This is a genomic window from uncultured Plantibacter sp. (genome assembly GCF_963518075.1).
GTDB lineage: Bacteria > Actinomycetota > Actinomycetes > Actinomycetales > Microbacteriaceae > Plantibacter > Plantibacter flavus_A.
In genome coordinates this window covers 55,332-78,666 of the sequence record NZ_CAUQHZ010000015.1, presented here as the reverse complement: position 1 = coordinate 78,666, position 23,335 = coordinate 55,332, and the positions used below count along the sequence as shown (strand labels likewise).

Sequence of the window (23,335 nt, the reverse complement as noted above, 5' to 3'; positions counted from 1 at the left end):
GATCGGATGCTCCTGCCTTTGGCCATCACGACCGCCCTGCAGGGCAACTTCTCTAACTTACCACTTCTTCGGTTCTTGTCAAGTCGAACCAGGAGCTGATCTGCGTGGACCGGAGTCCGCTCAATCCTCACCGCTTCGATGACCCGAGAGCTGGGAAGTTCCAACCTAGTCTTGAAGTGAGACGATCTCAAGTGTGAGTTTGACTCACGTGGAGATGCTCCGCTTTTGGCTGGGTATCAGTCCCACTTGAGGCCGGGAAGCTCTTCCGCTTCCCGCACCTTTGGGGTGACGAGTGATTACTTTACGCAGACCGCCAGGGGCTGGCAAATCCTCGCTGCATCCCGGGCGTGTCGCCCGGATCCACGCGCTTCAGTCCCGATCAGCGTCACCGATGCCGAGCACGGCCGCTGAGCCGGAACCGGCCGCGACGACCGTCGCGACGGCGAGCGGGCTTCCGCCCCAGGCGGTGAACGAGTACTCGTCTCCGGCGGAGTCGACCGACCAACTGCGCTCGCCCGTGGTCGCGTCGATGCCGACGAGCGTGTCGTCGAGCGTCAGCAGGAGGGTCCGGTCGCTGTATCCGACGAGGCTGCCCTCGGCGTCCCGCTCCTCGTACCGGATCTCACCGTCTCGAGCGCCGACCCCGGTGTATCCGCCGTCGCCGTCACCGAGCATGATCGTGTCGCCCACGGTGTAGGCGCCGTCCCAGGTGCTCGTCAGTCCGCTGCGCCACTCGACCTCGCCGGATCGTGGGTCGAGGCGGCGGACCCGCTCCCCCGACTGGTCGGCGACGACCAACAGTCCGCTCGCGTCGAGCACCACCGGCAGTGCCCCGGTCGCCTTCCAGCGCTCGGCGCCGGTGCGGTCGTCCACCCCGCGGATCGTGGTGTCGTTGCCGGAGTAGTCGATCGCGACGAGATCGCCGCCCACCTGCTGGTAGTACCAGGAGAGGTCGCCCTGCCAGTCGATGGTCGATCCGTCGTCGAGCGAGTAGACCGCACCGTCGTAGAAGAGCTTGTCGCCCGCGGTGGTCGCCCGCTCGCCGGCGTCACCGCTGACCTCCCAGACCGGGTCGGTCAGGTCCGTCGACCGATAGCGGCCGACCGTCCCGGTGCCGTCGGCCGTGGTCGACGAGATGAGCAGGTCACCCTCGAGACCCGGGACGAACGCCGCCGGTGCAGCGAAGTCGGCGAAGCCGATCCCCTCGACACTCGAGTGCTCCTGCGAGGTGGACACCACGTGCCCGTCGCGACGGCTCACGGCGACCATGAGGTCTCCCTGACTCAGCACGATCGCGGCCGCATCCGGTGGGGAGACGACCACCGGTGCGTCGAACCGGTCGAACTCCGGCGAGAGCTCGGTGACGCGACGGTCCCAGAGCGTGTGGCCGTTCGCCGTGTTCACCAGGGAGACCACCGTCTCGCCCGGAGCGTCGTCGAGCGTCGTCTGATCCAGTGGCCGGTCGGTCGACCACACGAGCAGCGCGGTGTTGGGGCTCGCGGTGTACCCGTTGAGGTAGAGCTCGTCGCCCGCGGGCACCTCGTCATCCAGCGGATGCGCGAGTTCCCACGTTCCGACGGTCGGCTTCGTCGGGAGGTCGCGGAGGAGCGCGAGCCCCTCGACGCGGTGGGGAACGGCCGCGACCACGATGAGCACGACCGCGACGATCGCAGCGACCACGGCGAGTGCGAATCCGCCGAGGATGAACCATCGGCGTCGCGAGGGGGTCCGCTTGACCCTGCTGGGCAACGAATTGGGGTGCCAGAGGGCACGGGGCGCGGTCGGTTCCCCAGGTGCCTCCCCCGCGGAGCTTGCCGAAGCCGGCTCGTCCGCAGCGGCTGTCGCCGGGAGCGGAGTCGACGCCTGCGCCGGCGCCGGGTTGGTGGATTCGGGATCCGGGACCTGTGTCGGCACCGCGCTCGGCGCGATCGACGTCGCGGTACCGGGGTTCGTGGGCTCAATCGTGTCGACGTCCGGCGACGGCAGTCGATCGGCTTCCGCTGCTGGGGCGCCGGTCTCGACGCGGAGTGCATGCGCCTCGAGGAGGTCGCCGTGGTCGGACGTGGTCGGCCGCTCGCCCGGAGCCTCCGACTCGGGCTCGTCCGTGGATTCGTCCGCCCGCTCCGGCTCGTCCGCCGCCTCGGCCTCGGCCGGCGTCTGCACCGTCGACAGCTCGCCCGTGCGCAGCGGCAGCATGGCCCCACAACTCGGGCACACACCGTCGCGACGGTCGACGATCTCGGTCCCGCACGCCTCGCAGAGCTGCACTCGGAGCATCCCCTTCAGGTTCGATGACGACGACGATGCCGTCGTCGGCGGATCAGGCGGGCGCTCCGTCGAGGAACAGCCCGGCGAGGGTGCGCTTGCCGCGGCGCAGCACGGCCACCCCGCCCGTGAGGAACCGGTCGTCCAGAGTGGCGTCGACGTCGTCGATCTTGCGGTTGTTCACCGAGACGCCTCCCTGGGCGACCGCGCGTCGAGCCTCACCGAGGCTCGAACACAGCTCCGTGTCGACGAGCGCCTGGATGACGAGGGTCTCCGCCGTCACCCGCGCGTTCGGCAACTCCGTGACGGCCGACCGCAGCGTGTCCGCGTCGAGTGCGTCCAGATCGCCCTGACCGAAGAGCGCGGCCGACGCGGCGATGGCCGCATCCGTCGCGGCGACCCCGTGGACGAGCGCGGTGACGGCGTAGGCGAGGGTCTTCTGCGCCTCCCGCTTGAACGGTTCCGACTCGGTCACGGCCGCCAGTCGCTCGATCTCCACCCGATCGAGGAACGTGAACACCTTCAGCCGGGCGATGACGTCCGCATCGTCGGTGTTGACCCAGAACTGGTAGAACGCGTACGGGCTCGTCATGCTCGGGTCGAGCCAGACCGCGTTGCCTTCGCTCTTCCCGAACTTCGTGCCGTCCGAGTTCGTGATCAGCGGGGTCCCGATCGCGTGGACGGTCGCCCGCTCGACCCGGTGGATGAGGTCGGTGCCGCTCGTGAGGTTGCCCCACTGGTCGCTCCCGCCGGTCTGCAGGACGCAGCCGTACTCGCGGTACAGCTCGAGGTAGTCCATCCCCTGGAGGATCTGGTAACTGAACTCGGTGTAGCTGATCCCCGCCTCCGAGTTGAGGCGGGCACTGACCGCGTCCTTCTTCAGCATCGTGCCGACGCGGTAGTGCTTGCCGATCTCCCGCAGGAAGTCGATCGCCGAGAGCGGCGCGGTCCAATCGAGATTGTTGACCATGCGTGCGGCGTTGTCGCCTTCGAAGCTGAGGAAGCGTTCGATCTGCGCCCGGAGCGACTGCACCCACTCGGCGACGGTGTCCGGCGTGTTCAGCGTACGCTCGGCGGTCGGTCGTGGGTCGCCGATGAGGCCGGTCGAACCGCCGACGAGCCCGAGCGGGCGGTGTCCGGCCAGCTGCAGCCGACGCATGACGAGCAGCTGGACCAGATTGCCCAGGTGGAGGCTCGCAGCCGTCGGGTCGAACCCGCAGTAGTAGGTGATCGGCGCTCCACCGAGCAGACGCTTCAGCTCCTGCTGATCCGTCGACACATGGACGAGCCCGCGCCAGACGAGTTCGTCCCAGACGTCCTCGAAGGTCGGATCGTTGCGCTGGTCAGGAAGAGCGAGGTTCGACACGCTTGCAAGGCTATCAGCGCAGGATCGGCGGCTGGATCGGGTGCATCGGCACCGACGCGATCGCGGCGATCGTGATGTGCAGGAATTCCTCTCATTCGTCGGAGTTGTGGAAATACCTACACGTTGCGACTAGGGTGATCGAACCGAGCCACCGCCGGGAGGAGAGCCGTGTACGTGCTGACCGTCGATCAGATCGCGAGCCGAACCGGCCCTGATCGCGCCGCCGATGTGATCGACTCGATCAACGACCGGTTCGCGGACCGCCTGCTCCTCCAGGCCGAACGCACGGCGGGGGACGAGTTCCAGCTCGCCACCGATGACGCCGAGATCGCGCTCGCCATCGCGTTCGACCTCCTCCGGGATCGCGGCTGGAGCGTGGGCATCGGACAAGGCGACGTCCGACGTCCGCTCCCCGATTCCACCCGAGCCGCGACCGGTCAGGCCTTCTACGCTGCGAGAGAGGCCGTCACTCGGGCCAAACGGGCGCCCTTCCGGTTCGCGCTCGAGGCGGCCGACCAGCAGGGCGGCGCCGATGTCGAAGCGCTCATCGTGCTCCTCCTCCACCTCCGCGATCGGAGGACCGAAGGCGGATGGGAGGTCGCCGACCTGCTCGCGGCCGGCGCGACCCAGTCCGAGGCCGCGGCACGACTCGGCATCACCGAGAGTTCGGTCAGTCGCCGGGTCGCGGCCGCCGGAGTCCGAGCCGAAGCCGCGGCGACCACCGCGCTCATCCGCCTCCTGGCGAAGCTCGACCAGGACGCCTCCGTGCACCACCCCGACGACCGAAAGGACGAGCGATGAACCTCGTCACGCTCACGCCCATCACCTGGCCGACCGTCATCGGCCTCCTCGGAAGCGCGCTCGTCTTCCTCCTGCTGGCCCGGATGCTGAGCGCGCGTCTCGCGGATCGTCTCATGGTCGTGGCGGCGGCCCTCATGGTGGTCGGGGCCATCCTGATCGCGCTCGTCCCCTCGGTCCCGCCGACCGGTCCTGCACTCGTGCTCCTCGGCGTCTTCGTCCTGGCCGTCGCGGTCGCCGGCGGTGGTCCGGTCGCCTCCTTCGTCCTCACCCTCGCGACGAAGGGCAGCGTCGCCCCCGGAATCCACGGCGGCATCCTCGTGGAGCGCCGGAACCCGAGCGCCTCGCAGGTCGTCGGACGTCCGATCGAAGTGCTGCGCGGCGGGACCGCCATCGGGATCCTCGAACGGCTCGCCCTCGTCGCCGCGTTGTTCTCCGGCTATCCGGAGGCGATCGCGGTCATCGTCGCGGTGAAGGGTGTCGGACGCCTCACCGAACTCGACTCGGCCGAGGCGCGCGAGCGGTTCATCATCGGCTCGCTCGCCAGCCTCCTCTGGGCTGCCGGGGTGGCGTCGATCCTGCTGCTCGCGCGAGGCTGAGTCGGCGGATCAGTCCACGGCCCTGGGCGAGCGGCGGTAGGGCGAGACGGTCGTCTCCCCCGGCAGCACGAACCGCCACGGGTAGGCGGCTCCCCCACCGACCCCGCTGACGCCCGTCCGCGGACCGGCCGCAGAGGCGAGCGGGCGCTCGGGCAAGCGCAGATCGAAGGGCGGCTCGGCGAGGTCGTCACCCGACTGGTCGAGCGCGATCCCGAGCGCCACGGTGAGCCGCGCCGGTCCTCTGGCCAGGTCGCGATCCGGCACCCGTTCACCGCGTCGCAGCCGCGCGAGCTCCAGGCCCGCGACGACCTCGCCGGCACGCAGGAGGACGGCCGACGCCGTGCCGACGGGTGAGCACACGACGTTGACGCACACGTGCATGCCGTAGCTGAAGTAGGCGTACAGATGCCCGGGCGGACCGAACATCGGACTCGTGCGCGGGGTCGGACCACGGTGCGCATGGGATCCGGGATCCGCGCCGACCCCGAGATAGGCCTCGACCTCGGTGAGACGGACCGACACGGTGCCCTCCGGTGTCGTGTGGGACAGCACCGCTCCGAGCAGCGCGGGCGCGACCTCGAGGGCCGATCCCGAGGTCACCGCCCGCAGCGGACCGGCCGTCGTCATCGGACCCCGCCCCGTCTAGAGCGAGAGGGCCTGCGACAGCGCGCCCACCCGCCCGACGAGCGTCACGAGCTGGTCCTGGACCCGCTCCGGCGCAGTCCCTCCGGCGCCGAGTCGGCTACCGATCGAGCCGTCGACGGTCAGGACGCTCCGCACGGCCGGCGTGAGATGTTCCGAGACACCCGCCAGTGCCGCGTCGTCGGGTTCGTCGAGTGCCAGCCCGCGCTCCTCGCAGTACCGCACGAGCTCGCCGCTGATCTCGTGCGCGTCGCGGAAGGCCACACCCTGCTTGACGAGCCACTCGGCGACGTCCGTCGCGAGGGAGAACCCCTCAGGTGCGAGCTCGCGCAGCCGTGCCGTGTCGAAGCGGAGCGTCGCCACCATCCCGGTGAACGCCGGCAGCAACACCTCGAGCTGGTTCACGGAGTCGAACACCGGCTCCTTGTCCTCCTGCAGGTCGCGGTTGTACGCGAGCGGCAGCGCCTTCAGCGTCGCCAACAACCCGGTCAGGTTCCCGATGAGTCGCCCGGACTTGCCGCGGGCGAGTTCGGCGATGTCGGGGTTCTTCTTCTGCGGCATGATGCTCGAGCCGGTCGAGTAGGCGTCGTCGAGGGTCACGAACCCGAACTCGCGGGTGTTCCAGACGATGATCTCCTCGGCGAACCGGGACAGGTTGATCCCGATGAGCGAGGTGATGAACGCGAACTCGGCGACCACGTCGCGGCTGGCGGTGGCGTCGATCGAGTTCTCCGTCGGCCGGTCGAGCCCGAGCTCGTGAGCGACGAGCACCGGGTCGAGCCCGAGGGAGCTCCCGGCGAGCGCTCCAGAACCGTAGGGCGATGCGCTCGCCCGGGCGAGCCAGTCGCGGAGCCGTTCCAGGTCGCGGGTGAGCGGCCAGGCGTGCGCGAGCAGCTGGTGGGCGAGCAGCACCGGCTGGGCGTGCTGCAGGTGCGTGCGGCCGGGCATCACCGCGTCCGGGTGTGCTTCGGCCTGGGAGACGATCGCGTCGATCAGGTGGATGACGTCGCGGGCGATCACCCGTCCGTGATCGATGAGGTAGAGGCGCACGAGCGTGGCGATCTGGTCGTTCCGGCTCCGACCGGCACGCAGCTTCCCACCGAGTTCCTTGCCGGCCCGTTCGACGAGCCCGCGTTCCAGCGCCGAGTGGACGTCCTCATCGCTCTCCGCCGCGACGAACTTCCCGTCGGCCACGTCGGCGTCCAGGACGTCGAGGGCTGCGAGCATCCCACCGAGTTCGTCCTCGTCGAGGTACCCCGCCGACGCGAGCGCTTTGGCGTGGGCACGGGAGCCCGCGATGTCGTATGCGGCGAGGACCCAGTCGAACTGCGTGGACTTGCTCAGACGGGCGAGTTCCGGTGACGGGCCGCTCGCGAAGCGCCCACCCCAGAGGGCCCCGGATTCGCCTGCTCGATTCTGCTGATCTGCCACGATGGGCCTCCTGTACTGCTGGCGTCCGGAGCACTCCGGACTGGTCGGTCGGCCGCAGCCGGGGAAGGGTCAGGCCGCAGAGCCGGCGTGCTGCTGCTCGAGCAGCCACACGAGCAGGGCCTTCTGCGCGTGGAGGCGGTTCTCCGCCTCGTCCCAGATGATGCTCTGTGCCCCGTCGATGACCTCGGCCTCGACCTCGAAGCCGCGGTCAGCGGGCAGGCAGTGCATGAAGACGGCGTCGGACGCTGCGAGCCCCATGAGCCTGCGGTCGACCCGGTAGCCGCCGAAGATGGCGACGCGTTGCGCCTTCTCGTCCTCCTTGCCCATCGAGACCCAGGTGTCGGTGATCATCACGTCGGCATCCGCCGCCGCCGTGTCGGGGTCGGTGGTCACGAGCACGGAGCCGCCCGTCGTCGCGGCGATGCGCTCCGCGTCGGCGACGACGTCCGCAGCCGGGGCGAACTCGGCCGGGGCGGCGATACGGACGTGCATCCCCGCCGTCGCGCCGGCCAACAGGTAGGAGTGGGCCATGTTGCTCGCTCCGTCGCCGAAGAACGACATCGTCAGACCGGCGAGCTGGCCCTTGTGTTCGCGGATCGTGAGGAGGTCGGCGAGGAGCTGGCACGGGTGGAAGTCGTCGGACAGCGCGTTGACGACGGGCACGGTCGTCCCGGCCGAGATCTCCTCGAGACCGGACTGGGCGTAGGTCCGCCAGACGATCGCCGCGACCTGACGTTCGAGGACGCGAGCGGTGTCGGCGGCCGTCTCCTTGCCGCCGAGCTGGCTGTTGGCCGTCGAGATGATGAGCGGTGATCCGCCGAGGTCGGCGATCCCCACGGCGAAGGAGACGCGCGTCCGCGTCGAGGACTTGTCGAAGATGACCGCGACGGTCTGTGGGCCTTCGAGCGGCTTGCGAGACCAGCGGTCGCGCTTCAGTTCGGTGGCGAGGTCGAGGATCTCGGCCTGCTCGGCCGGGCTGAGGTCGTCGTCGCGGAGGAAGTGACGGGTCATGGCTGGTGGTCCTGTTCGTGTGGGTCGATGGCCGGTCAGGCCTGGACGGCGTCGAGCGCCGCGCGGAAGAGGGAGGTGAACTCGTCGATCTCTGCGTCGCCGATGATGAGCGGCGGCGCGATCCGGATGCTCGTCGCGTTCGGGGCGTTGATGATGAGCCCACGGTCGAACGCAGCAGCAGACAGCTCGGCCGCCACCGGGGCGCTCAAGCCGATGCCGATGAGCAGCCCGTGTCCGCGGACCTCCTCGACGAGCGGGGAACCGATGGCGGTGATGACGGCCCGCAACTGCTCACCGCGCGCGGCGGCGTTCTCCACGAGACCGGCGCGCTCGATCTCCTCGAGCACCGCGTTCGCCGTCGCGGTCGCGAGCGGGTTGCCGCCGAAGGTGCTGCCGTGCTGGCCGGGTCCGAACAGCTCGGAGGCGGCGCCGAAGGTGACGAGGGCGCCGATCGGCATGCCACCGCCGATCCCCTTGGCGACGGTGATCGCGTCCGGGACGATGCCGTCCCGCTGGAACGCGAACCACTCCCCCGTCCGACCGGCCCCGGTCTGGATCTCGTCGATGATGAGCAGCACGCCGTGTGCCTCGGTGAGTGCCCTGGCACGGGCGAGGTAGCCCTCCGGCAGGTCGATGACGCCGGCTTCGCCCTTGATCGGTTCGAGGATCAGCGCGGCGACCCGGTCGTCGATCGCCGCCTCGAGTGCCTCGATCGTGGTCGGGATGTGCTCGACGCCGCCCGGGAGCGGGTGGAACCCCTCCTGCAGGGCGGGCTTCCCGGTCAGGGCCAGCGCGCCGAAGGTCCGCCCGTGGAAGGAGTTCTCCAGGGTGAGCACGCGGGTCCGCGATCCGTCGCCGTGGTTGAGTCGGGCGAGCTTGAACGCCGCCTCGTTCGCCTCGGCACCGGAGTTCGCGAAGTACACCCGGCCGCCCTCGTCCGCTCCGGCGAGACGCTTGAGTCGGGCCGCGAGCTCGAGCTGCGGCGGACTCGAGAAGTAGTTGGAGACGTGCGCGAGCGTGCCCGCCTGTCGCGTGATCGCACCGACGAACGCCGGATGCGCGTGTCCCAGTGCGTTCACCGCGATGCCCGCGAGGAAGTCGAGGTAGCGGTTGCCCTCGGCGTCCCAGACATGGCATCCCTCACCGCGCGTCAGCATGGCGATCGGCGTGTTGAACGTGCGCATCATGTCGCGGTCGACGCGGCTCTTCCAGTCGCTCATGAGTCCTCCGGGACGACCTCGGTGCCTGAGCCGTTCTGGGTGAACACCTCGAGCAGGATGGAGTGGGGTACGCGGCCGTCGATGATGGCAGCCTTGGCGACCCCGCCGTCGACGGCGTCGAGGCAGGCGGTCATCTTCGGGATCATGCCCGATTCGAGCGAGGGCAGCATGGCTCGGAGCTCACTCGTCGTGATCTGCGAGACGAGCGAGTCGCGGTCGGGCCAGTCGCTGTACAGCCCGGCGACATCGGTCAGGATGACGAGCTTGGCGGCACCGAGTGCGACGGCGAGCGCCGCGGCGGCCGCATCGGCGTTCACGTTGAGCGTCTGGCCGGGCTGGTCGAGGTCGGGGGCGATCGAGGAGACCACCGGGATGTTGCCGGCGTCGAGGTAGGCCTGCACCGAGGTCGGGTCGACGCTGACGACGTCGCCGACGAGCCCGATGTCCACGGTCTCGCCGTCCACGACGATCGAGCGACGACGTCCGCCGAACAGGCCCGCGTCCTCGCCGGACAGTCCTGCGGCGAGCGGGCCGTGTTCGTTGATCCGCCCCACGAGCTCGGGGTTGACCTGACCGGTGAGGACCATCCGGACGACCTCCATGGCCTCGGGCGTCGTGACCCGGTACCCGCCGCGGAACTCGCTGTGGATGTCGAGCCGCTCGAGCATCGCGGAGATCTGCGGGCCACCACCGTGCACGACGACGGGCTTCAGCCCCGCGTAGCGCAGGTAGACCATGTCCTCGGCGAACGCCTGCGCGAGTTCGTCGCTCACCATCGCGTTGCCACCGAATTTCACGACGATCGTCTGGTCGCGGAAGGTCTTCAACCAGGGAAGGGACTCGATGAGGGTGGCGGCCTTGATCGCCGCCTCCTCGGGAGAGTTGTCTCGGTACTGGGTCATCATCAGCTCGCGTAGGCGCTGTTCTCGTGCACGTAGTCGTGCGTGAGGTCGTTCGTCCAGATGGTGGCACCCGTGTCGCCGGCGTGGAGGTCGATGAGCACGTGCACGGCGCGCGGTGAGAGGTCGACGAGGTCGCGCGACTGATCCGGCTCGCCGGCCGTGCACACCTGGACGCCGTTCATGGCCACGTCGATCCCGTACGGGTCGAACTCTGCGCCCGTGGTCCCGACGGCCGCGAGCACCCGGCCCCAGTTCGGGTCGTTGCCGAAGATGGCCGCCTTGAAGAGGTTGCTGCGGGAGACCGCGCGGGCGACCTCGACCGCGTCGTCCTCGGACACCGCGCCGACGACCTCGATCGCGACGTCGTGGGCCGCGCCCTCGGCATCGGCCTGCAACTGCAGGGTGAGGTCGCGACAGACCTCCGTCAGCGCCTCGGTGAAGGCGGACAGCTCCGGGGTGACGCCGCTCGACCCGGAGGCGAGGAGCGACACCGTGTCGTTCGTGGACATGCAGCCGTCGGAGTCGAGGCGGTCGAAGGTGACGCGGGTCGCGCTGCGGAGCGCCTGATCGAGCTGAGCCGGCTCGAGCACGGCGTCGGTCGTGATGACGACGAGCATCGTCGCGAGCCCGGGGGCGAGCATGCCCGCGCCCTTCGCCATGCCACCGACGGTCCATCCGTCCGCGCTCCGCACGGCCTGTTTCGGCTTCGTGTCAGTCGTCATGATGGCGGTCGCCGCGGCGAGCCCGGCCGCTTCGCTCGCACCGTCCTGGCCGGCGACCGCGCGGGTGGCGTCCCACACGCCTGCGGTCAGCTTGTCGAGGTCGAGCTGTTCGCCGATGAGCCCCGTGGAGCAGACGAGGACGTCGCCGGCCGAGATCGCGAGACGCTCGGCGACGGCCTCCGCGGTCGCGTGCGTCGTCTGGAAACCGCGCGTCCCCGTGTAGCAGTTCGCGCCGCCGGAGTTCAGGACGATCGCCGAGACGATGCCGTCCTGCATGACCTGCTCGCTCCAGAGGACCGGGTTGGCCTTGCACCGGTTGCTCGTGAACACCGTCGCCGCGTGCTGCAGCGGACCGACGTTGTGGACCACCGCGAGGTCGAGGCCCCCGGAGGTCTTGAGGCCGCAGGCGACGCCCGCCGCGAGGAATCCTGCTGCTGCTGTCACACTCACGGTGCCACTCCATTCACACTCAAGCCGGTCGTCTCGGGGAGCCCGAGCGCGATGTTCGCCGATTGGATCGCCGCGCCGGCGGTCCCCTTCACGAGGTTGTCGACCGCGGTCACGACGACGACCCGTCCCACCGTCTCGTCGACGGCGAGTCCGATCAACGCGGTGTTGGCGCCGAGGACGTCGGCCGTCCGTGGGAACGAGCCCTCCGGCAGCACCTGGACGAACGGTTCGTCGGCGTAGGCCGTCTCCCAGGCTTCGCGGACGGCTGCCGCCGTGGTGCCCGGGACGATGCGTGCCGTCGAGGTGGCCAGGATGCCGCGCGACATCGGGACGATGACCGGGGTGAACGAGATGGAGGCGCGATCGGCACCGGCCGCCCGGAGGCTCTGCGTGATCTCGGGGATGTGCCGGTGGGTTCCGCCGACGGCGTAGGGGTTGGCCGTGCCGAGCACCTCGCTCGCGAGCAGGTTGACCTGCAGGCTCTTCCCCGCACCGGACGGCCCGACGGCGAGCACGGAGACGAGGTCGAGCGGCTCGATCACCCCCGCGGCGATGCCGGGCGCGAGGGATAAGGCGACCGTGCTGGCGTTGCATCCGGGAGCGGCGATCCGCTTGGCGCCGACGAGAGCATCGCGCCCCCGACCGGTGGACGTCTGGAGCTCCGGCACGCCGTAGGCCCAGGCGCCGAAGTAGTCGCCGCCGTAGAACGCGTCCCAGTCGGCTTCGTCGACGAGCCGGTGGTCGGCTCCGCAGTCGACGACGAGGGTCTCCGCTGGAAGCGGTGCCGTCACCTCACCCGACTTGCCGTGCGGCAGGGCGAGGAAGACGACGTCGTGTCCCGCCAGCACCTCCGGCGTCGTCGCCTCGAGGACGAGATGCCGGAGGGAGCGGAGGTGTGGCTGGTGGTCGACGAGCGGTTGACCGGCGTTCGCGTGCGCGGTCACCGTCCTGACGTCGAAGTCGGGGTGGTCGGCGAGCAGCCGAAGCAGCTCGCCTCCTGCGTAGCCGGATGCTCCGGCCACCGCTACAGAGAAGGACATGGCTCTACCTTATTGAGTGGACGCTCGAGGGGCGGAGGCGGCGACTCCTGGACGACGGCACGATCACCTGGACCGTGCGAGCACCGGGGTCGCCTATCGTCGCTCTGCGGTAGCGCGTGCGGACACGGGACGGCGGAGGGCGCGGAGCGTGATCGCCCGCGAAGAACCCTGTGCCTGGAAACGTGCCATGTCGAGAGCGTACTACGACGACGAGGATGCCGACGAATCCGCGCCCGGCGCAGCCCGCTCCGCGATGAGCGCCGCCTGCACCCGCGACCGCGCGTCGAGCTTCACGAGGATCCGGGACACGTGCGTCCGGGCCGTCGCCTCCGACAGCCCCAGCACGGTCGCGATCCCCGCATTGCTCAGGCCCTCGCGCAGTCGCTCGAGGACCTCACGCTCCCGCGGTGTCAGCGTGGCCAGACCGGGGTGCTCCGGAGCCGGTGCCGGCGCGACCGGAGTTCTGGCCGCGGCGAGACGTTCGAGGACTCGGCGGGTCACCTCCGGCGCGAGCACCGCCTCGCCCGCATGCACTCGTCGGATCGCATCGACGAGACCGGCAGCGGAGACCGTCTTCACCAGGAAGGCGTTCGCCCCCGCCGCCAGCGCCTCGTCGACGTACCGGTCGAGGGCGAAGGTGGTGAGCATGATGATGCTCGGCGGCGGGGTGACGGCGGCGAGGATGGCCGGTATCGCGTCGATCCCGGAGGCACGCGGCATCTGGACGTCGAGCAGCACGACGTCCGGTCGGTGTCGCACGGCTTGCGCGACGACGGCCTCCCCGTCCGCCGCCTCGGCGATGACCTGGATGTCGTCCGGCTCGTCGAGCAGCGCCCCCAGACCCGCTCTGACGGCCGCGTGGTCGTCCGCGATCAGGACCGAGATGGTCATGACGCCCCTCCTGCGGTGACGACCGCGGGGGTGACCGGCGACGCCAGGGTCGGCACGGTGAGCGCCGTCCGCCAGTCGGGACCGTCCGGCCCCGCGACGAGGTCGCCTCCGACCAGACGTGCCCGCTCGGCCAGGCCGACGAGGCCGACCCCACCGGACCCGGCGAGCACCGAAGACGTGGCCGCCGTCGGCATCAGGTTGCTGAGCGTGACGGACAGGGCGCCGGGTGGAAGCGAGACCTCGACCCGCACGGCTGCTCCCGGTGCGTGCTTCGCAGTGTTCGTCAGGCCTTCGACGAGCGTGCGGAGGCCGACGATCGACGTCTGCGCGGGGACTTCGGCGAGCGCCGCGTCCTCCGGTGCCTGGACCTCCACCTCCAGCCCGTTGGCACGCGCGACCTCGACTGCGCGGCGGACCGACTCGGCCGTGAGTCGGTCCGGAGCCTGGGTCAGGTCGTCGGCCGACTGGTCACCGCGGAGCACGTCGATCATCGTGCGCATGTCGGCGAGCGCGTCGAGACTGCTGGTCCGGACGAGTGCGAGGCTGCGCCGCAGCGCCACCGGGTCGGTGCCGTCGCGTCGTTCCAGGGCCGCCGCCGACTGCATCGCGATCGCCGAGAGGTGACCGGCGATGACGTCGTGCAGCTCCCGGCTGAGCTCGAGCCGTTCACGGGTCACGGCGTCCTGCCGGAGCGCAGCCGCTGCCTGGGCGATCGTGTCCGCGCGCTCGCGCTGGCGTTCGGCCTCGAGGCGGGGGTACCGGACCATCCTGCCGTACCAGATCGAACTCGCCAGGATGACCGGGACGATGATGAGCGAGCCGAGGACCACTCCGCGACCGAGCCGGGTGACGGCCTCGACGTCGTCGGTGAACCAGATCACCGCGAAGACACCGACCGACACGACGGCGAGCGCGGTGCAGGCGAACGCGGCGACGTCGATGACCCGGGACCGCGAGTAGAGCGCCGCCGCGTAGGCGAGGTCGGACACGACGATGAGCATCCCGAGGCCGCTGCCTCCGGTGGTGAGCGCCTCGGCGAGGGCGATCAGGATGCCGACGGCCAGCGTGGTCAACGGGCGTCGGCGGCGGAGCAGGTGCACCGCCAGGATGGCCGTGAGGAAGACGAGGGTCAGGAGGAGCGGCGGTTCCGACACGGTCGTCCCCCAGGGGACATGGATCCCGAGGAGGGCGAACAGGAGTCCCATGGCTGCGCACACCGAGGTGATGACCGGCTCCCGGTGTCGACCCACCCATGCGCGCGGTCCTTCGAGAGCAGCCATGCCTCCATCACATCAGCTCGAGCCGCGCGGCGCGAGCGTCGGAGGGACGAACCCGCGTACGCAGTTCCGCTGACCCCGTCGCCGGAGGATCAGCAGCACGGTCGATGTGGCACGGCATCATCCCGCGACACCATCGGAACATGGACAGCTTCACTGAACTCTTCGGCACGAGCCCGCTCATCTGGGCCATCCTCGGCGCGGAGGCCGCGTTCTGGATCCTCCTCTTCGGCGGGCTCGCGGCCCGCTACCTCCTCCGGCGGCGCCGGCTCAGCGCGATCATGTTGATCGGTGTACCGGTCGTGGACCTCGTCCTCCTCGTCCTGACCGCGATCGACCTCGCGGCCGGCGAGGAGCCGAACGTCACGCATCTCCTCGCGACCATCTACCTGGGCTTCACGGTGGCGTTCGGACACACGCTCATCACGAAGGCGGACGTCTGGTTCGCACACCGGTTCGCGGGCGGTCTAGCACCGCGGCCCAAGCCGAAGTCCGGTCCCGCGTACATCCGTGCCGCCTGGTCGGAGTGGCGTCGGGTGGTCCTCGCCGTCGTGATCGCGATCACCGGGCTCCTCGCGATGCAGGCCATGATCGGCTGGAGGGTCCCCGCGTCCTTCGCCCTCGCGAACGAGGACGTCATCTGGGGCATGATCATCAAGCTCGTCGCGATCACGGCCATCTGGTTCGTCGCAGGCCCGGTGTACGCCGCCGTCTTCCGGAGCTCCGCGCCCGCGCCTGACACCACGGAACGGGTTTCACATGCAGCCGAGTCATCTCAGGGGCGCCCCTAACGGCGTTCTATCTCATATCTGAGATAGAATGACGACATGGAAGACACGGCAACGTTTGAACGAACGGACCCTGCGGCACCGCTCCGGCAGGTCGGAGCACTCATCCGCGGCGCCCGACAGGGACGCAAGCTCACCCAGGCCCAGCTGGCGGAACGCGTCGGCACGAGCCAGAGCGCGATCAACCGGATCGAGCAGGGTAGTCAGAACATCAGCATCGACCTCCTGAGCCGGATCAGCACCGCGCTCGAGAGCGAGATCGTCAGTTTCGGCGAACAGAAGAAGAACTCGCACCTCCGTGTCCAGGGCGGCCGACAGCTGCACGGGACGATCGCGGTGCGTTCGAGCAAGAACGCCTCGGTCGCGCTCCTGTGCGCCGCACTCATGAACCGCGGCCGCACCACGCTGCACGGCATCGCCCGGATCGTCGAGGTCGACCGCATCATCGACGTCCTGCGCAGCCTGGGCGTCTCGGTGGTCTGGTCGCCCGACGGCCAGGACGTCGAGATCCACGTCCCGGACGACCTCTCGCTCGAGAGCATCGACGAGGACGCCGGTCGCCGGACCCGCAGTGTGCTGATGTTCCTCGGTCCGCTGCTCGGCCGCTACGACACCTTCGCCCTCCCCTACGCCGGTGGTTGCGACCTCGGGACCCGCACCGTCGAACCGCACCTCATCGCGCTCCGGCCGTTCGGCCTGTCCATCGAGGCGACCGCCGGCTGGTACCAGGCCACCGTCGCCCCCGACGTGCCCGAGGAGCTGAGCGTCGTGCTCACCGAGCGGGGCGACACCGTGACCGAGAACGCCATCATGGCCGCCGCGGTGCGCGACGGCGTGACGATCATCCGCAACGCCAGCCCGAACTACATGGTGCAGGACCTGTGCTTCTACCTGGAGCTCCTCGGCATCACCATCGAGGGCATCGGGAGCACGACGCTCCGGATCACCGGCCGCAGCGTCATCAACGAGGATGTGGACTACTGGCCGAGTGAGGACCCGGTGGAGGCGATGAGTCTGCTCACCGCGGGGATCGTCACCGACTCGGAGATCACCGTCACTCGCGTGCCGATCGAGTTCATGGAGATCGAGCTCGCGACGCTCGGCGAGATGGGACTGCGCTACACCCGCTCCCCCGAGTACGCGGCGGCGAACGGTCGGACCCGACTCGTCGACGTCACCGTGCACCCCTCGAAGCTGCACGCCCCGATCGACAAGATCCACCCCATGCCGTTCCCAGGGCTGAACATCGACAACCTCCCGTTCTTCGCGGTCATCGCGGCCTGCGCCGAGGGCGACACGCTCATCCACGACTGGGTGTACGAGGGCAGGGCGATCCACCTCACCGACCTGACGCGGCTCGGCGCCAACGTCCGTCTGCGCGACCCGCACCGCATCGACGTCTCCGGGCCGACGCACTGGTCCGGCGCCGAGGTGAGCTGCCCTCCCGCGCTGCGACCGGCCGTCGTCATCTTGCTCGCCATGCTCGCCGCGAAGGGTACGAGCGTGCTCCGCAACGTCGACATCATCGCTCGCGGGTACGAGCAGCTGCAGGAGCGGCTCATCACCCTGGGTGCGTCGATCGAGACCTTCCGCGACTGAGTCCGTCCCGCCAGACGGACGCGGCCCCGCAGATCGTCGATCCGCGGGGCCGCTGTCGTCCGGTACGACCGGCTCAGTCCCGGATGCTCGCGCCGAAACGCTCGGCCGCCACTGCCGCGCCGGCGAGCTTCGCGTCGCTCGCCTCCGCCGCGGTGAGCGTGCGGTCCGGAGCCCGGAACCGCAGGGCGAAGGTCAGGCTCTTGCCGCCCTCGGGGACACCCGAGCCGCGGTAGTCGTCGACAAGGCGGATGTGCTCGAGCAGCGGACCGGCGCCGACGCGGACGGCGTCGAGGACCTCACCCGCTGCCACCGTCGCGGGGACGAGCAGCGAGAGGTCCTGCGTCGCCGCAGGCAGGGTGCCGATGCCGACGGCCTCGGGCAGTGCGTCGCCGAGCGCGATGATGCGATCCAGGTCGAGTTCCGCGACCGCCACGACGCGCGGCAGGTTCGCCTCCTCGGCGACGGCCGGGTGCACCTCCCCCGCATACCCCACCAGGACGTCGCCGACGTGCAAGGCCGCGGTCCGTCCGGGGTGCATTGCCTGGTGGCTGCCCTGCGAGACGGTGATGTCGACGCCGGTCGCCACCGCGACGGCCTGGACGGCCTCGAGCGCGTCGGCCATACCGGCCGCGACCGCGGGCTGGCCCGGCTGCTTCGGGACGGCGTTGCCGACCGCGAGGAAGCCGAGATGACGCGGTTGAGCCGGGACGCCCGCCTCGAGCTCCTCGAGCTGGGCCTCGCTCGGACGGACCGCCGCCTGCGGGAGTTCGGCCTGGCCGAACGCACCGTGACGGGACGGACGGAACACCGCGCCGACCTCGAAGATCGAGAGGTCGGTCAGACCACGCGAGACGTTCCGGTGGGCCACAGCGAGGAGACCGGGCAGGATCGACGCGCGGAGGAAGGGTGCCTTCGCGTCGAGCGGGTTCGCGAGCTTCACGGCCGGGAACTCACCTGGTTGCGGTGCCCCGAACCGCGCGTTCTCCTCGGCGGAGACGAACGGGTAGGCCAACACCTCGGTGGCGCCGCCGTAGGCGAGCGCATCGGAGACCCCGCGGCGCAGCCGCTGCGAACGCGAGAGCCCGCGTCCCGGAGGCGCGACGGGGAGCACCGACGGGATGCGGTCGTAGCCGAGGATCCGCGCCACCTCCTCGGCGAGGTCCTCCTTGCCGGTGATGTCGTGGCGCCAGCTCGGCGGCGTCACGAGCAGGCCGCCATCGGTCGCCTCGACGGCCGCGCCGATCTCGGCGAGCGCGGATCGTGTCTCGTCCGCTCCGAACGTGACGCCGATGAGGCCGTTGATGTAGTCGTCGGGGAGCAGGATCGGCTCGCGATCCGGCGCCGTGGTGACGGTGGAGCCGAGGTCGTCCGTCCGGCCACCGGCCAGGTCGACGAGCAACTGCGCGACGCGACCGGCGGCCGCGACGGCGATCTGTGGATCGACACCGCGCTCGAACCGCTTGGACGCCTCGCTCGGCAGCTTGTGGCGACGTGCGCTCCGCGCGATGGACACCTGGTCGAAGTTCGCGGCCTCGATGAGGACGTTGCGCGTGGCATCGGTGATCTCGGTGTCGAGGCCACCCATCACGCCGGCGAGCCCGATCGGGCCCGAGTCGTCGGTGATCAGCAGGTCCTCGTCGTGGAGCTTCCGCTCCTGGCCGTCGAGCGTGACGAAGGTCTCGCCGGACCGCGCGCGCCGCACGACGATGCCGCCCGTGAGCTTGTCGAGGTCGTACCCGTGGATCGGCTGCCCGAGCTCGAGCATGACGTAGTTCGTGATGTCCACGACGAGCGACAGCGAGCGGATACCCGCGAGCTTCAACCGGGCCACCATCCACGGCGGGGTGGGCTTCGTCGGGTCGACGTCACGCACGACGCGGGTGACGAAGACGCTCGACCCGGCGCGACCGCGGATCGGCGCTGCATCCTCGATCGTGACGGGGAAGCCGTCGAGTGGTCCGGTGAACGCCTCGGGGACGCTCCCGGCCGGGTCGCGGAAGACCGCACCGGTCGCGTGGGAGTACTCGCGTGCGACCCCTCGGATCGAGAACGCGTAGCCGCGATCGGGCGTCACGTTGAGCTCGACTGCAGCGTCGTCCAGACCGAGCAGGCTGATCGCGTCGGTGCCGACAGGCGCCTCGACCCCGATCGTCGAGAGGCGCAGGATCCCGTCGTGGTCCTCACCGAGACCGAGTTCGCGAGCCGAGGCGATCATGCCGTCGGACACGTGGCCGTAGGTCTTGCGAGCGGCGATCGGGAACGGACCGGGCAGCACGGCGCCGGGCAGCGTGACGACCACCTGGTCGCCGACGAAGAAGTTGCCGGCGCCGCAGACGATGCCGCGCACGGCCCCCTCGGCGTCACCCTCGGCGACGCGGACCTGGCACCAGCGGATGGTCTTGCCGTTGGACTGCGGCTCCTCGACGAACTCGAGGACCTCGCCGACCACGATGGGACCCGTCAGCTCGAAGCGGTGGACGTCCTCCTCCTCGAGTCCGACGCGCACGAGCGCAGCGTGGACGTCTTCAGGGGTGGTCCCCGGGGCGAGTTCGACGAACTCCCCGAGCCAGCTCAATGGAACACGCACGACTACACCACCATCCCGAACTGCTGGGAGAAGCGGACGTCGCCCTCCACCATCTCTCGCATGTCCTGCACGCCGTCGCGCAGCATCAGGCCGCGCTCGACACCCATTCCGAAGGCGAAGCCCGAGTAGACCTCGGGGTCGATACCGGCGGACCGGAGCACGTTCGGGTTGATCATGCCGCACCCACCCCACTCGATCCAACGCGGTCCGTCCTTGAAGGTCGGGTGCCAGAAGTCGAGCTCGGCGCTCGGCTCGGTGAAGGGGAAGTAGCTGGGACGCAGGCGGACCTTCGCGTCGTCGCCGAAGACGCTCTTCACGAAGTGGTCGAGCGTTCCGCGCAGGTGCGCCATCGTCAGGCCCTTGTCGACGGCGAGACCCTCGAACTGCATGAAGACGGGCGTGTGCGTCGCGTCGAGCTCGTCGGTGCGGTACACGCGCCCGGGGGCGAGCACGTACACGGGGAGCTCGCGCTCGAGCAGCGAGCGCACCTGGACCGGCGAGGTGTGCGTCCGCAGGACGAGGTGCGACTCCAACGGCTCCACGAAGAAGGTGTCCTGCATCGCACGGGCCGGGTGGTCGGCGTCGAAGTTCAGGGCGTCGAAGTTGAACCACTCGCTCTCGACCTCGGGGCCCTCGGCGATCTCCCACCCCATGCCGACGAAGATGTCGGACACGCGGTCCTGGAGCAGCGTGAGCGGGTGCCGGGCACCGGGCACGCGACGCTGCGGAACGGCGGTGACGTCGATCGCCTCGGCGGCGAGGCGTGCCTCCGTCTCGGCGGCGACGATCTCGCCCTCGCGCTCGCTCAACGCCTTCGAGACGCGCCCGCGAGCCTGACCGACCAGCTTGCCGAGCGCGGCCTTCTGGTCGTTCGGCACGCTGCGGAGCGATCCGTTGAAGGCGGCGAGCGGTGACGCTTCGCCGGCGTGGGCTGATCGGACCGCTTTCAGGGCGGCCGAGTCGGTGGCTGCGGCGATCGCTTCGAGAGCGGCGTCGACCGCGGCGTTCACCGCTGGTTCGGAGATTGGGGATGCGTCGGACACGAGAGCCAAGTCTACCCAGGCGGTCGGCCCGCATGGGCGACCGTCCTCGCCCCGACGGCGAGCCGGTCGACCGGTCACCGTCGGGACGACGTCAGATGCTCGCGCCGGACGACTGGTTCCCCGCCTGGATGCCGAGGATCTTCGTCGTCGTGTCCTCGGTCACGGCCTGCTCCTTCGGCGTCCGCGGCGACCGTCGGGTGCGCACCTCGACGATCTTCGCGACGCCCGAGAGGATCAGGCAGAGCACGATGTAGATCGAACCCATCACGATGATCGAGGGGATGATCGGGCTGCCGTAGAGCGCCTGCGATCCGAACTGCTTCGCGAGGTAGAGGAGCTCCTGATAGGTGATCAGGAAGCCGAGCGCCGTGTCCTTGAGCGCGACGACGAGCTGGGCGATGATCACCGGCAGCATCGCGCGGATCGCCTGCGGGAACAGGATGAGGCGCAGGACCGCGGACTTGCGCAGGCCGATGGCGTAGGCGGCCTCGCCCTGTCCCTTCGGCAGCGACTCGATGCCCGCTCGGAAGATCTCGGAGAACACCGCGCCGTTGTACAGCGTCAGCGCGATGGCGACGGCGACGAACGGCGTCACGAAGGTGAAGCCGAGGGGCGGCAGCCCGTAGTACATGAGCATCATCAGGATGAGGACCGGGACCGCCCGGAAGAACTCGATGAAGATCGTGAAGGGGACGTTGATGACCTTGTGGTCGGACAGCCGGCCGATCGCCAGCACCAGTCCGAGGACGACGCTGCAGACGGCGGCGACCGCGAATGCGGACAGGGTCGCGCCCGTCGCCTGGAGGATCTGCTCCCAGACGCGCGGGAAGGTGAAGAGCTTCCACTTCGAGGCGGTGAACTGTCCGGTTTCGATGAAGCGGAAGACGACGAAGGCGAGGATGCCGGCGACGACGAGCACCGTCGCCGCACCGATCCAGCGATAGCGGACGATGGCCTTCGGGCCGGGGGTGTCGAACAGGACGGAGCTCATCGCGCGATCCTCCACTTCTTCTCGAAGGCCCGTTGGGCGAGGGACAGGAGCGACACGAGGGCCACGAAGATGAGGGCAACCCACAGCAGCCCGATGAGGAGCGGCTCACCGCGCTCGGACAGGTTCGCGCGGATCGCGCCCGCTTCGGCGACGGAGAAGCCGGCGGCGACCGTCGTGTTCTTGAGCAGGGCGATCAGCACGCTGAACAGCGGTGGCAGGACGGCACGGAACGCCTGCGGCAGGATGACGAGCGTCATGGTCTGTCCGAACGGCAGCCCGATCGCGCGTGCGGCCTCGGCCTGCCCGATCGGCACCGTGTTGACGCCGGACCGCAGGACCTCCGCGACGTAGGTCGCGGTGTAGAGGCTCAGCCCGATGATCGCGAGCGTCGTATAGCTCACTTCGGGGAGCCCGAGCTTCGGGTAGCCGAACGCGAAGAAGAAGAGGATGAGGGTCAGCGGGGTGTTGCGCACCGTGTTGACGTACACGGTGCCGAAGAGGCGCATCGCCGGGACCGGCGAGACCCGCATGGCACCGACGATGGTGCCGAGCACGAGCGCGAAGAACCCCGACACCACGAAGAGCAGCAGGGTGTTGCGGAAGCCCGTGACGAAGAGGTCGAGGTTGTCGAGCAGGACGTTCATGTCGCGCACGCCTTTCGGGAGGGGGACGCCCGTGGCGGGCGCCTGGGCGGAGTCGACGGGACAGCTCCCCCGGACGGCCGCTGGTCGGCGGCCGCCCGGGGCGCTGCTTAGTAGTCGTCGACCGCCGGCTGGGTCACCTTGGTGCCGGAGGCGCCGAGGGTGGCGTCGTAGATCTTGGTCCAGGTGTCGCCGCCATCGGTGAACATCGTGTTGATGAAGTGGCGGAGGGCGTCGTCACCCTTCGGCAGACCGATGCCGTACAGCTCGGTGCTGAACGGCTCGCCCACGACCTTGAGCTCGTCGGGGAACTGTGCTGCATACCCGATCAGGATCGCCTGGTCGGTCGTGACCGCGTCGACCTTGCCGTCGTTCAGGGCCTCGACACACTGCGAGTAGGTGTCGAACTCCTCCGTCTTGGTGTCGGGGAAGTTGTCCTTGATGTTCTGGATGGGCGTGGAGCCCGTCGCCGAACACACGGTCTTGCCGGCGAGGTCGTCCTCGCCCTTGATGTCGTCGTTGTCCGCGGCGACGAGCAGGCCCTGGCCGGTCTCGAAGTACGGTCCGGCGAAGTCGATCTGCTCCTTGCGTTTGTCGGTGATCGAGTAGGTGCCGACGTAGTAGTCGATGTCACCGTTCACGATGGCCGACTCGCGGTTGGCGCTCGGGATCGCCTTGAACTCGATCTTGTCGGCGTCGAAGCCGAGCGACGCGGCGATCCAGGTGGCCATCTCGACGTCGAAGCCGGAACGCTCGCCGGTGGCGGCGTCGAGGTAACCGAGACCGGGCTGGTCCTCCTTGACGCCGATGCGGACCTTGTCTGCCTTCACCATCGCGTCGTACGTGGGGCTGCCCTCGAGCTGGACGTCGGTGGCGACCTCGAAGAGTGCGCCGCCGTCGGACGCGCCGTCGGTCGATCCGGTGCCGGCGTCGCCGCCGCTGCACCCGCTGAGCGCGAGCGCTGCTGCAGCGACTCCCGCGGTGATGAACATGAGCCTCTTGCGCATGTTTTCCTTCCTTCCTTGGTGCCCGGGACGGGCCGATCGGTTGGTCAGTTCCGGGTCGCCGCGCG

At 69.7% G+C, this 23,335-nt stretch carries 20 protein-coding genes; 4 read left to right on the top strand and 16 right to left on the bottom strand.

The window, feature by feature from the left end; translation table 11 throughout:
- Positions 1–369: 369 nt before the first annotated feature.
- Complete coding sequence (locus RWN05_RS15855; protein ID WP_314140255.1) at positions 370–2,277, bottom strand: PQQ-binding-like beta-propeller repeat protein; 1,908 nt, start codon at positions 2,275–2,277, stop codon at positions 370–372.
- Positions 2,278–2,320: 43 nt separating this feature from the next.
- A complete protein-coding gene (gene tyrS / locus RWN05_RS15850) occupies positions 2,321–3,631 on the bottom strand; it encodes a tyrosine--tRNA ligase (protein ID WP_314140254.1) in 1,311 nt (436 codons plus the stop codon).
- A 168-nt stretch (positions 3,632–3,799) separates the two neighbouring features.
- Between tyrS and RWN05_RS15845 the strand changes: the two genes are divergently transcribed.
- Complete coding sequence (locus RWN05_RS15845; protein WP_314140252.1) at positions 3,800–4,432, top strand: DNA-binding protein; 633 nt, start codon at positions 3,800–3,802, stop codon at positions 4,430–4,432.
- Positions 4,429–5,028 carry a hypothetical protein gene (locus RWN05_RS15840; protein WP_071262286.1) on the top strand — a complete coding sequence of 200 codons (600 nt, stop codon included), beginning with the start codon at positions 4,429–4,431 and terminating at the stop codon, positions 5,026–5,028. The genes RWN05_RS15845 and RWN05_RS15840 overlap by 4 nt, the downstream gene beginning before the upstream one ends.
- Before the next feature lie 9 nt (positions 5,029–5,037).
- Here RWN05_RS15840 and RWN05_RS15835 read toward each other — a convergent pair whose 3' ends face one another.
- The 9 genes from RWN05_RS15835 to RWN05_RS15795 form a co-directional block, all read right to left on the bottom strand.
- Complete coding sequence (locus RWN05_RS15835; protein ID WP_314140251.1) at positions 5,038–5,655, bottom strand: DNA-3-methyladenine glycosylase; 618 nt, start codon at positions 5,653–5,655, stop codon at positions 5,038–5,040.
- A gap of 15 nt (positions 5,656–5,670) precedes the next feature.
- Entirely contained in the window at positions 5,671–7,101 is a 1,431-nt protein-coding gene (gene argH / locus RWN05_RS15830) for an argininosuccinate lyase (RefSeq protein ID WP_314140250.1), read from the bottom strand.
- Positions 7,102–7,170: 69 nt separating this feature from the next.
- Positions 7,171–8,112 carry an ornithine carbamoyltransferase gene (gene argF, locus RWN05_RS15825; protein WP_314140249.1) on the bottom strand — a complete coding sequence of 314 codons (942 nt, stop codon included), beginning with the start codon at positions 8,110–8,112 and terminating at the stop codon, positions 7,171–7,173.
- A 35-nt stretch (positions 8,113–8,147) separates the two neighbouring features.
- The gene (locus tag RWN05_RS15820; protein ID WP_314140248.1) at positions 8,148–9,332 is read right to left on the bottom strand and encodes an acetylornithine transaminase; all 1,185 of its coding nucleotides are present in this window, start codon (positions 9,330–9,332) and stop codon (positions 8,148–8,150) included.
- Positions 9,329–10,234, bottom strand: coding sequence for an acetylglutamate kinase (gene argB, locus RWN05_RS15815; RefSeq protein WP_153303442.1), 906 nt, complete (start codon positions 10,232–10,234; stop codon positions 9,329–9,331). The genes RWN05_RS15820 and argB overlap by 4 nt, the downstream gene beginning before the upstream one ends.
- Before the next feature lie 2 nt (positions 10,235–10,236).
- On the bottom strand, positions 10,237–11,406 hold the full coding sequence (gene argJ, locus RWN05_RS15810; protein WP_079002664.1) for a bifunctional glutamate N-acetyltransferase/amino-acid acetyltransferase ArgJ: 1,170 nt from the start codon (positions 11,404–11,406) through the stop codon (positions 10,237–10,239).
- A complete protein-coding gene (gene argC, locus RWN05_RS15805) occupies positions 11,403–12,446 on the bottom strand; it encodes an N-acetyl-gamma-glutamyl-phosphate reductase (protein WP_079002665.1) in 1,044 nt (347 codons plus the stop codon). The genes argJ and argC overlap by 4 nt, the downstream gene beginning before the upstream one ends.
- Before the next feature lie 201 nt (positions 12,447–12,647).
- A complete protein-coding gene (locus tag RWN05_RS15800) occupies positions 12,648–13,337 on the bottom strand; it encodes a response regulator transcription factor (protein WP_079002666.1) in 690 nt (229 codons plus the stop codon).
- Positions 13,334–14,617, bottom strand: a complete 1,284-nt coding sequence (locus RWN05_RS15795) for a sensor histidine kinase (RefSeq protein WP_153303443.1) — start codon at positions 14,615–14,617, stop codon at positions 13,334–13,336. Before RWN05_RS15795 ends, RWN05_RS15800 begins: the two co-directional genes overlap by 4 nt.
- A gap of 140 nt (positions 14,618–14,757) precedes the next feature.
- Between RWN05_RS15795 and RWN05_RS15790 the strand changes: the two genes are divergently transcribed.
- Both RWN05_RS15790 and RWN05_RS15785 read left to right on the top strand, forming a co-directional pair.
- Positions 14,758–15,405, top strand: a complete 648-nt coding sequence (locus tag RWN05_RS15790; RefSeq protein ID WP_153303444.1) for a hypothetical protein — start codon at positions 14,758–14,760, stop codon at positions 15,403–15,405.
- Positions 15,406–15,441: 36 nt separating this feature from the next.
- Positions 15,442–17,001 carry a UDP-N-acetylglucosamine 1-carboxyvinyltransferase gene (locus RWN05_RS15785; protein WP_064294418.1) on the top strand — a complete coding sequence of 520 codons (1,560 nt, stop codon included), beginning with the start codon at positions 15,442–15,444 and terminating at the stop codon, positions 16,999–17,001.
- A gap of 73 nt (positions 17,002–17,074) precedes the next feature.
- On the opposite strand, the gene pheT is transcribed toward RWN05_RS15785, so the two are convergent.
- From pheT to RWN05_RS15760, 5 genes are all read right to left on the bottom strand, one after another.
- The gene (gene pheT, locus RWN05_RS15780) at positions 17,075–19,588 is read right to left on the bottom strand and encodes a phenylalanine--tRNA ligase subunit beta (RefSeq protein WP_314140247.1); all 2,514 of its coding nucleotides are present in this window, start codon (positions 19,586–19,588) and stop codon (positions 17,075–17,077) included.
- A gap of 2 nt (positions 19,589–19,590) precedes the next feature.
- Entirely contained in the window at positions 19,591–20,631 is a 1,041-nt protein-coding gene (gene pheS / locus RWN05_RS15775; RefSeq protein WP_079003950.1) for a phenylalanine--tRNA ligase subunit alpha, read from the bottom strand.
- 91 nt (positions 20,632–20,722) lie between these two features.
- Positions 20,723–21,622: an amino acid ABC transporter permease gene (locus RWN05_RS15770; protein ID WP_071262378.1), complete on the bottom strand. Its 900-nt coding sequence runs from the start codon at positions 21,620–21,622 to the stop codon at positions 20,723–20,725.
- Positions 21,619–22,266: an amino acid ABC transporter permease gene (locus RWN05_RS15765; protein WP_056013357.1), complete on the bottom strand. Its 648-nt coding sequence runs from the start codon at positions 22,264–22,266 to the stop codon at positions 21,619–21,621. The genes RWN05_RS15770 and RWN05_RS15765 overlap by 4 nt, the downstream gene beginning before the upstream one ends.
- A 107-nt stretch (positions 22,267–22,373) precedes the next feature.
- Positions 22,374–23,270 (bottom strand): glutamate ABC transporter substrate-binding protein, encoded by an 897-nt coding sequence (locus RWN05_RS15760; RefSeq protein ID WP_064294420.1) that lies wholly within the window; start codon positions 23,268–23,270, stop codon positions 22,374–22,376.
- Between the last annotated feature and the right edge of the window lie 65 nt (positions 23,271–23,335).

Bases quoted from the DNA above. Each gene is read 5' to 3' on its own strand.
- argC (WP_079002665.1), bottom strand. From the start codon at position 12,446: ATGTCCTTCTCTGTAGCGGTGGCCGGAGCATCCGGCTACGCAGGAGGC.
- RWN05_RS15795 (WP_153303443.1), bottom strand. From the start codon at position 14,617: ATGGCTGCTCTCGAAGGACCGCGCGCATGGGTGGGTCGACACCGGGAG.
- RWN05_RS15790 (WP_153303444.1), top strand. From the start codon at position 14,758: ATGGACAGCTTCACTGAACTCTTCGGCACGAGCCCGCTCATCTGGGCC.
- argB (WP_153303442.1), bottom strand. From the start codon at position 10,234: ATGACCCAGTACCGAGACAACTCTCCCGAGGAGGCGGCGATCAAGGCC.
- RWN05_RS15770 (WP_071262378.1), bottom strand. From the start codon at position 21,622: ATGAGCTCCGTCCTGTTCGACACCCCCGGCCCGAAGGCCATCGTCCGC.
- RWN05_RS15760 (WP_064294420.1), bottom strand. From the start codon at position 23,270: ATGCGCAAGAGGCTCATGTTCATCACCGCGGGAGTCGCTGCAGCAGCG.
- argF (WP_314140249.1), bottom strand. From the start codon at position 8,112: ATGACCCGTCACTTCCTCCGCGACGACGACCTCAGCCCGGCCGAGCAG.
- RWN05_RS15765 (WP_056013357.1), bottom strand. From the start codon at position 22,266: ATGAACGTCCTGCTCGACAACCTCGACCTCTTCGTCACGGGCTTCCGC.
- RWN05_RS15835 (WP_314140251.1), bottom strand. From the start codon at position 5,655: ATGACGACGGCCGGTCCGCTGCGGGCGGTGACCTCGGGATCGGCCCTC.
- RWN05_RS15855 (WP_314140255.1), bottom strand. From the start codon at position 2,277: ATGCTCCGAGTGCAGCTCTGCGAGGCGTGCGGGACCGAGATCGTCGAC.
- RWN05_RS15800 (WP_079002666.1), bottom strand. From the start codon at position 13,337: ATGACCATCTCGGTCCTGATCGCGGACGACCACGCGGCCGTCAGAGCG.
- RWN05_RS15840 (WP_071262286.1), top strand. From the start codon at position 4,429: ATGAACCTCGTCACGCTCACGCCCATCACCTGGCCGACCGTCATCGGC.
- RWN05_RS15820 (WP_314140248.1), bottom strand. From the start codon at position 9,332: ATGAGCGACTGGAAGAGCCGCGTCGACCGCGACATGATGCGCACGTTC.
- RWN05_RS15785 (WP_064294418.1), top strand. From the start codon at position 15,442: ATGGAAGACACGGCAACGTTTGAACGAACGGACCCTGCGGCACCGCTC.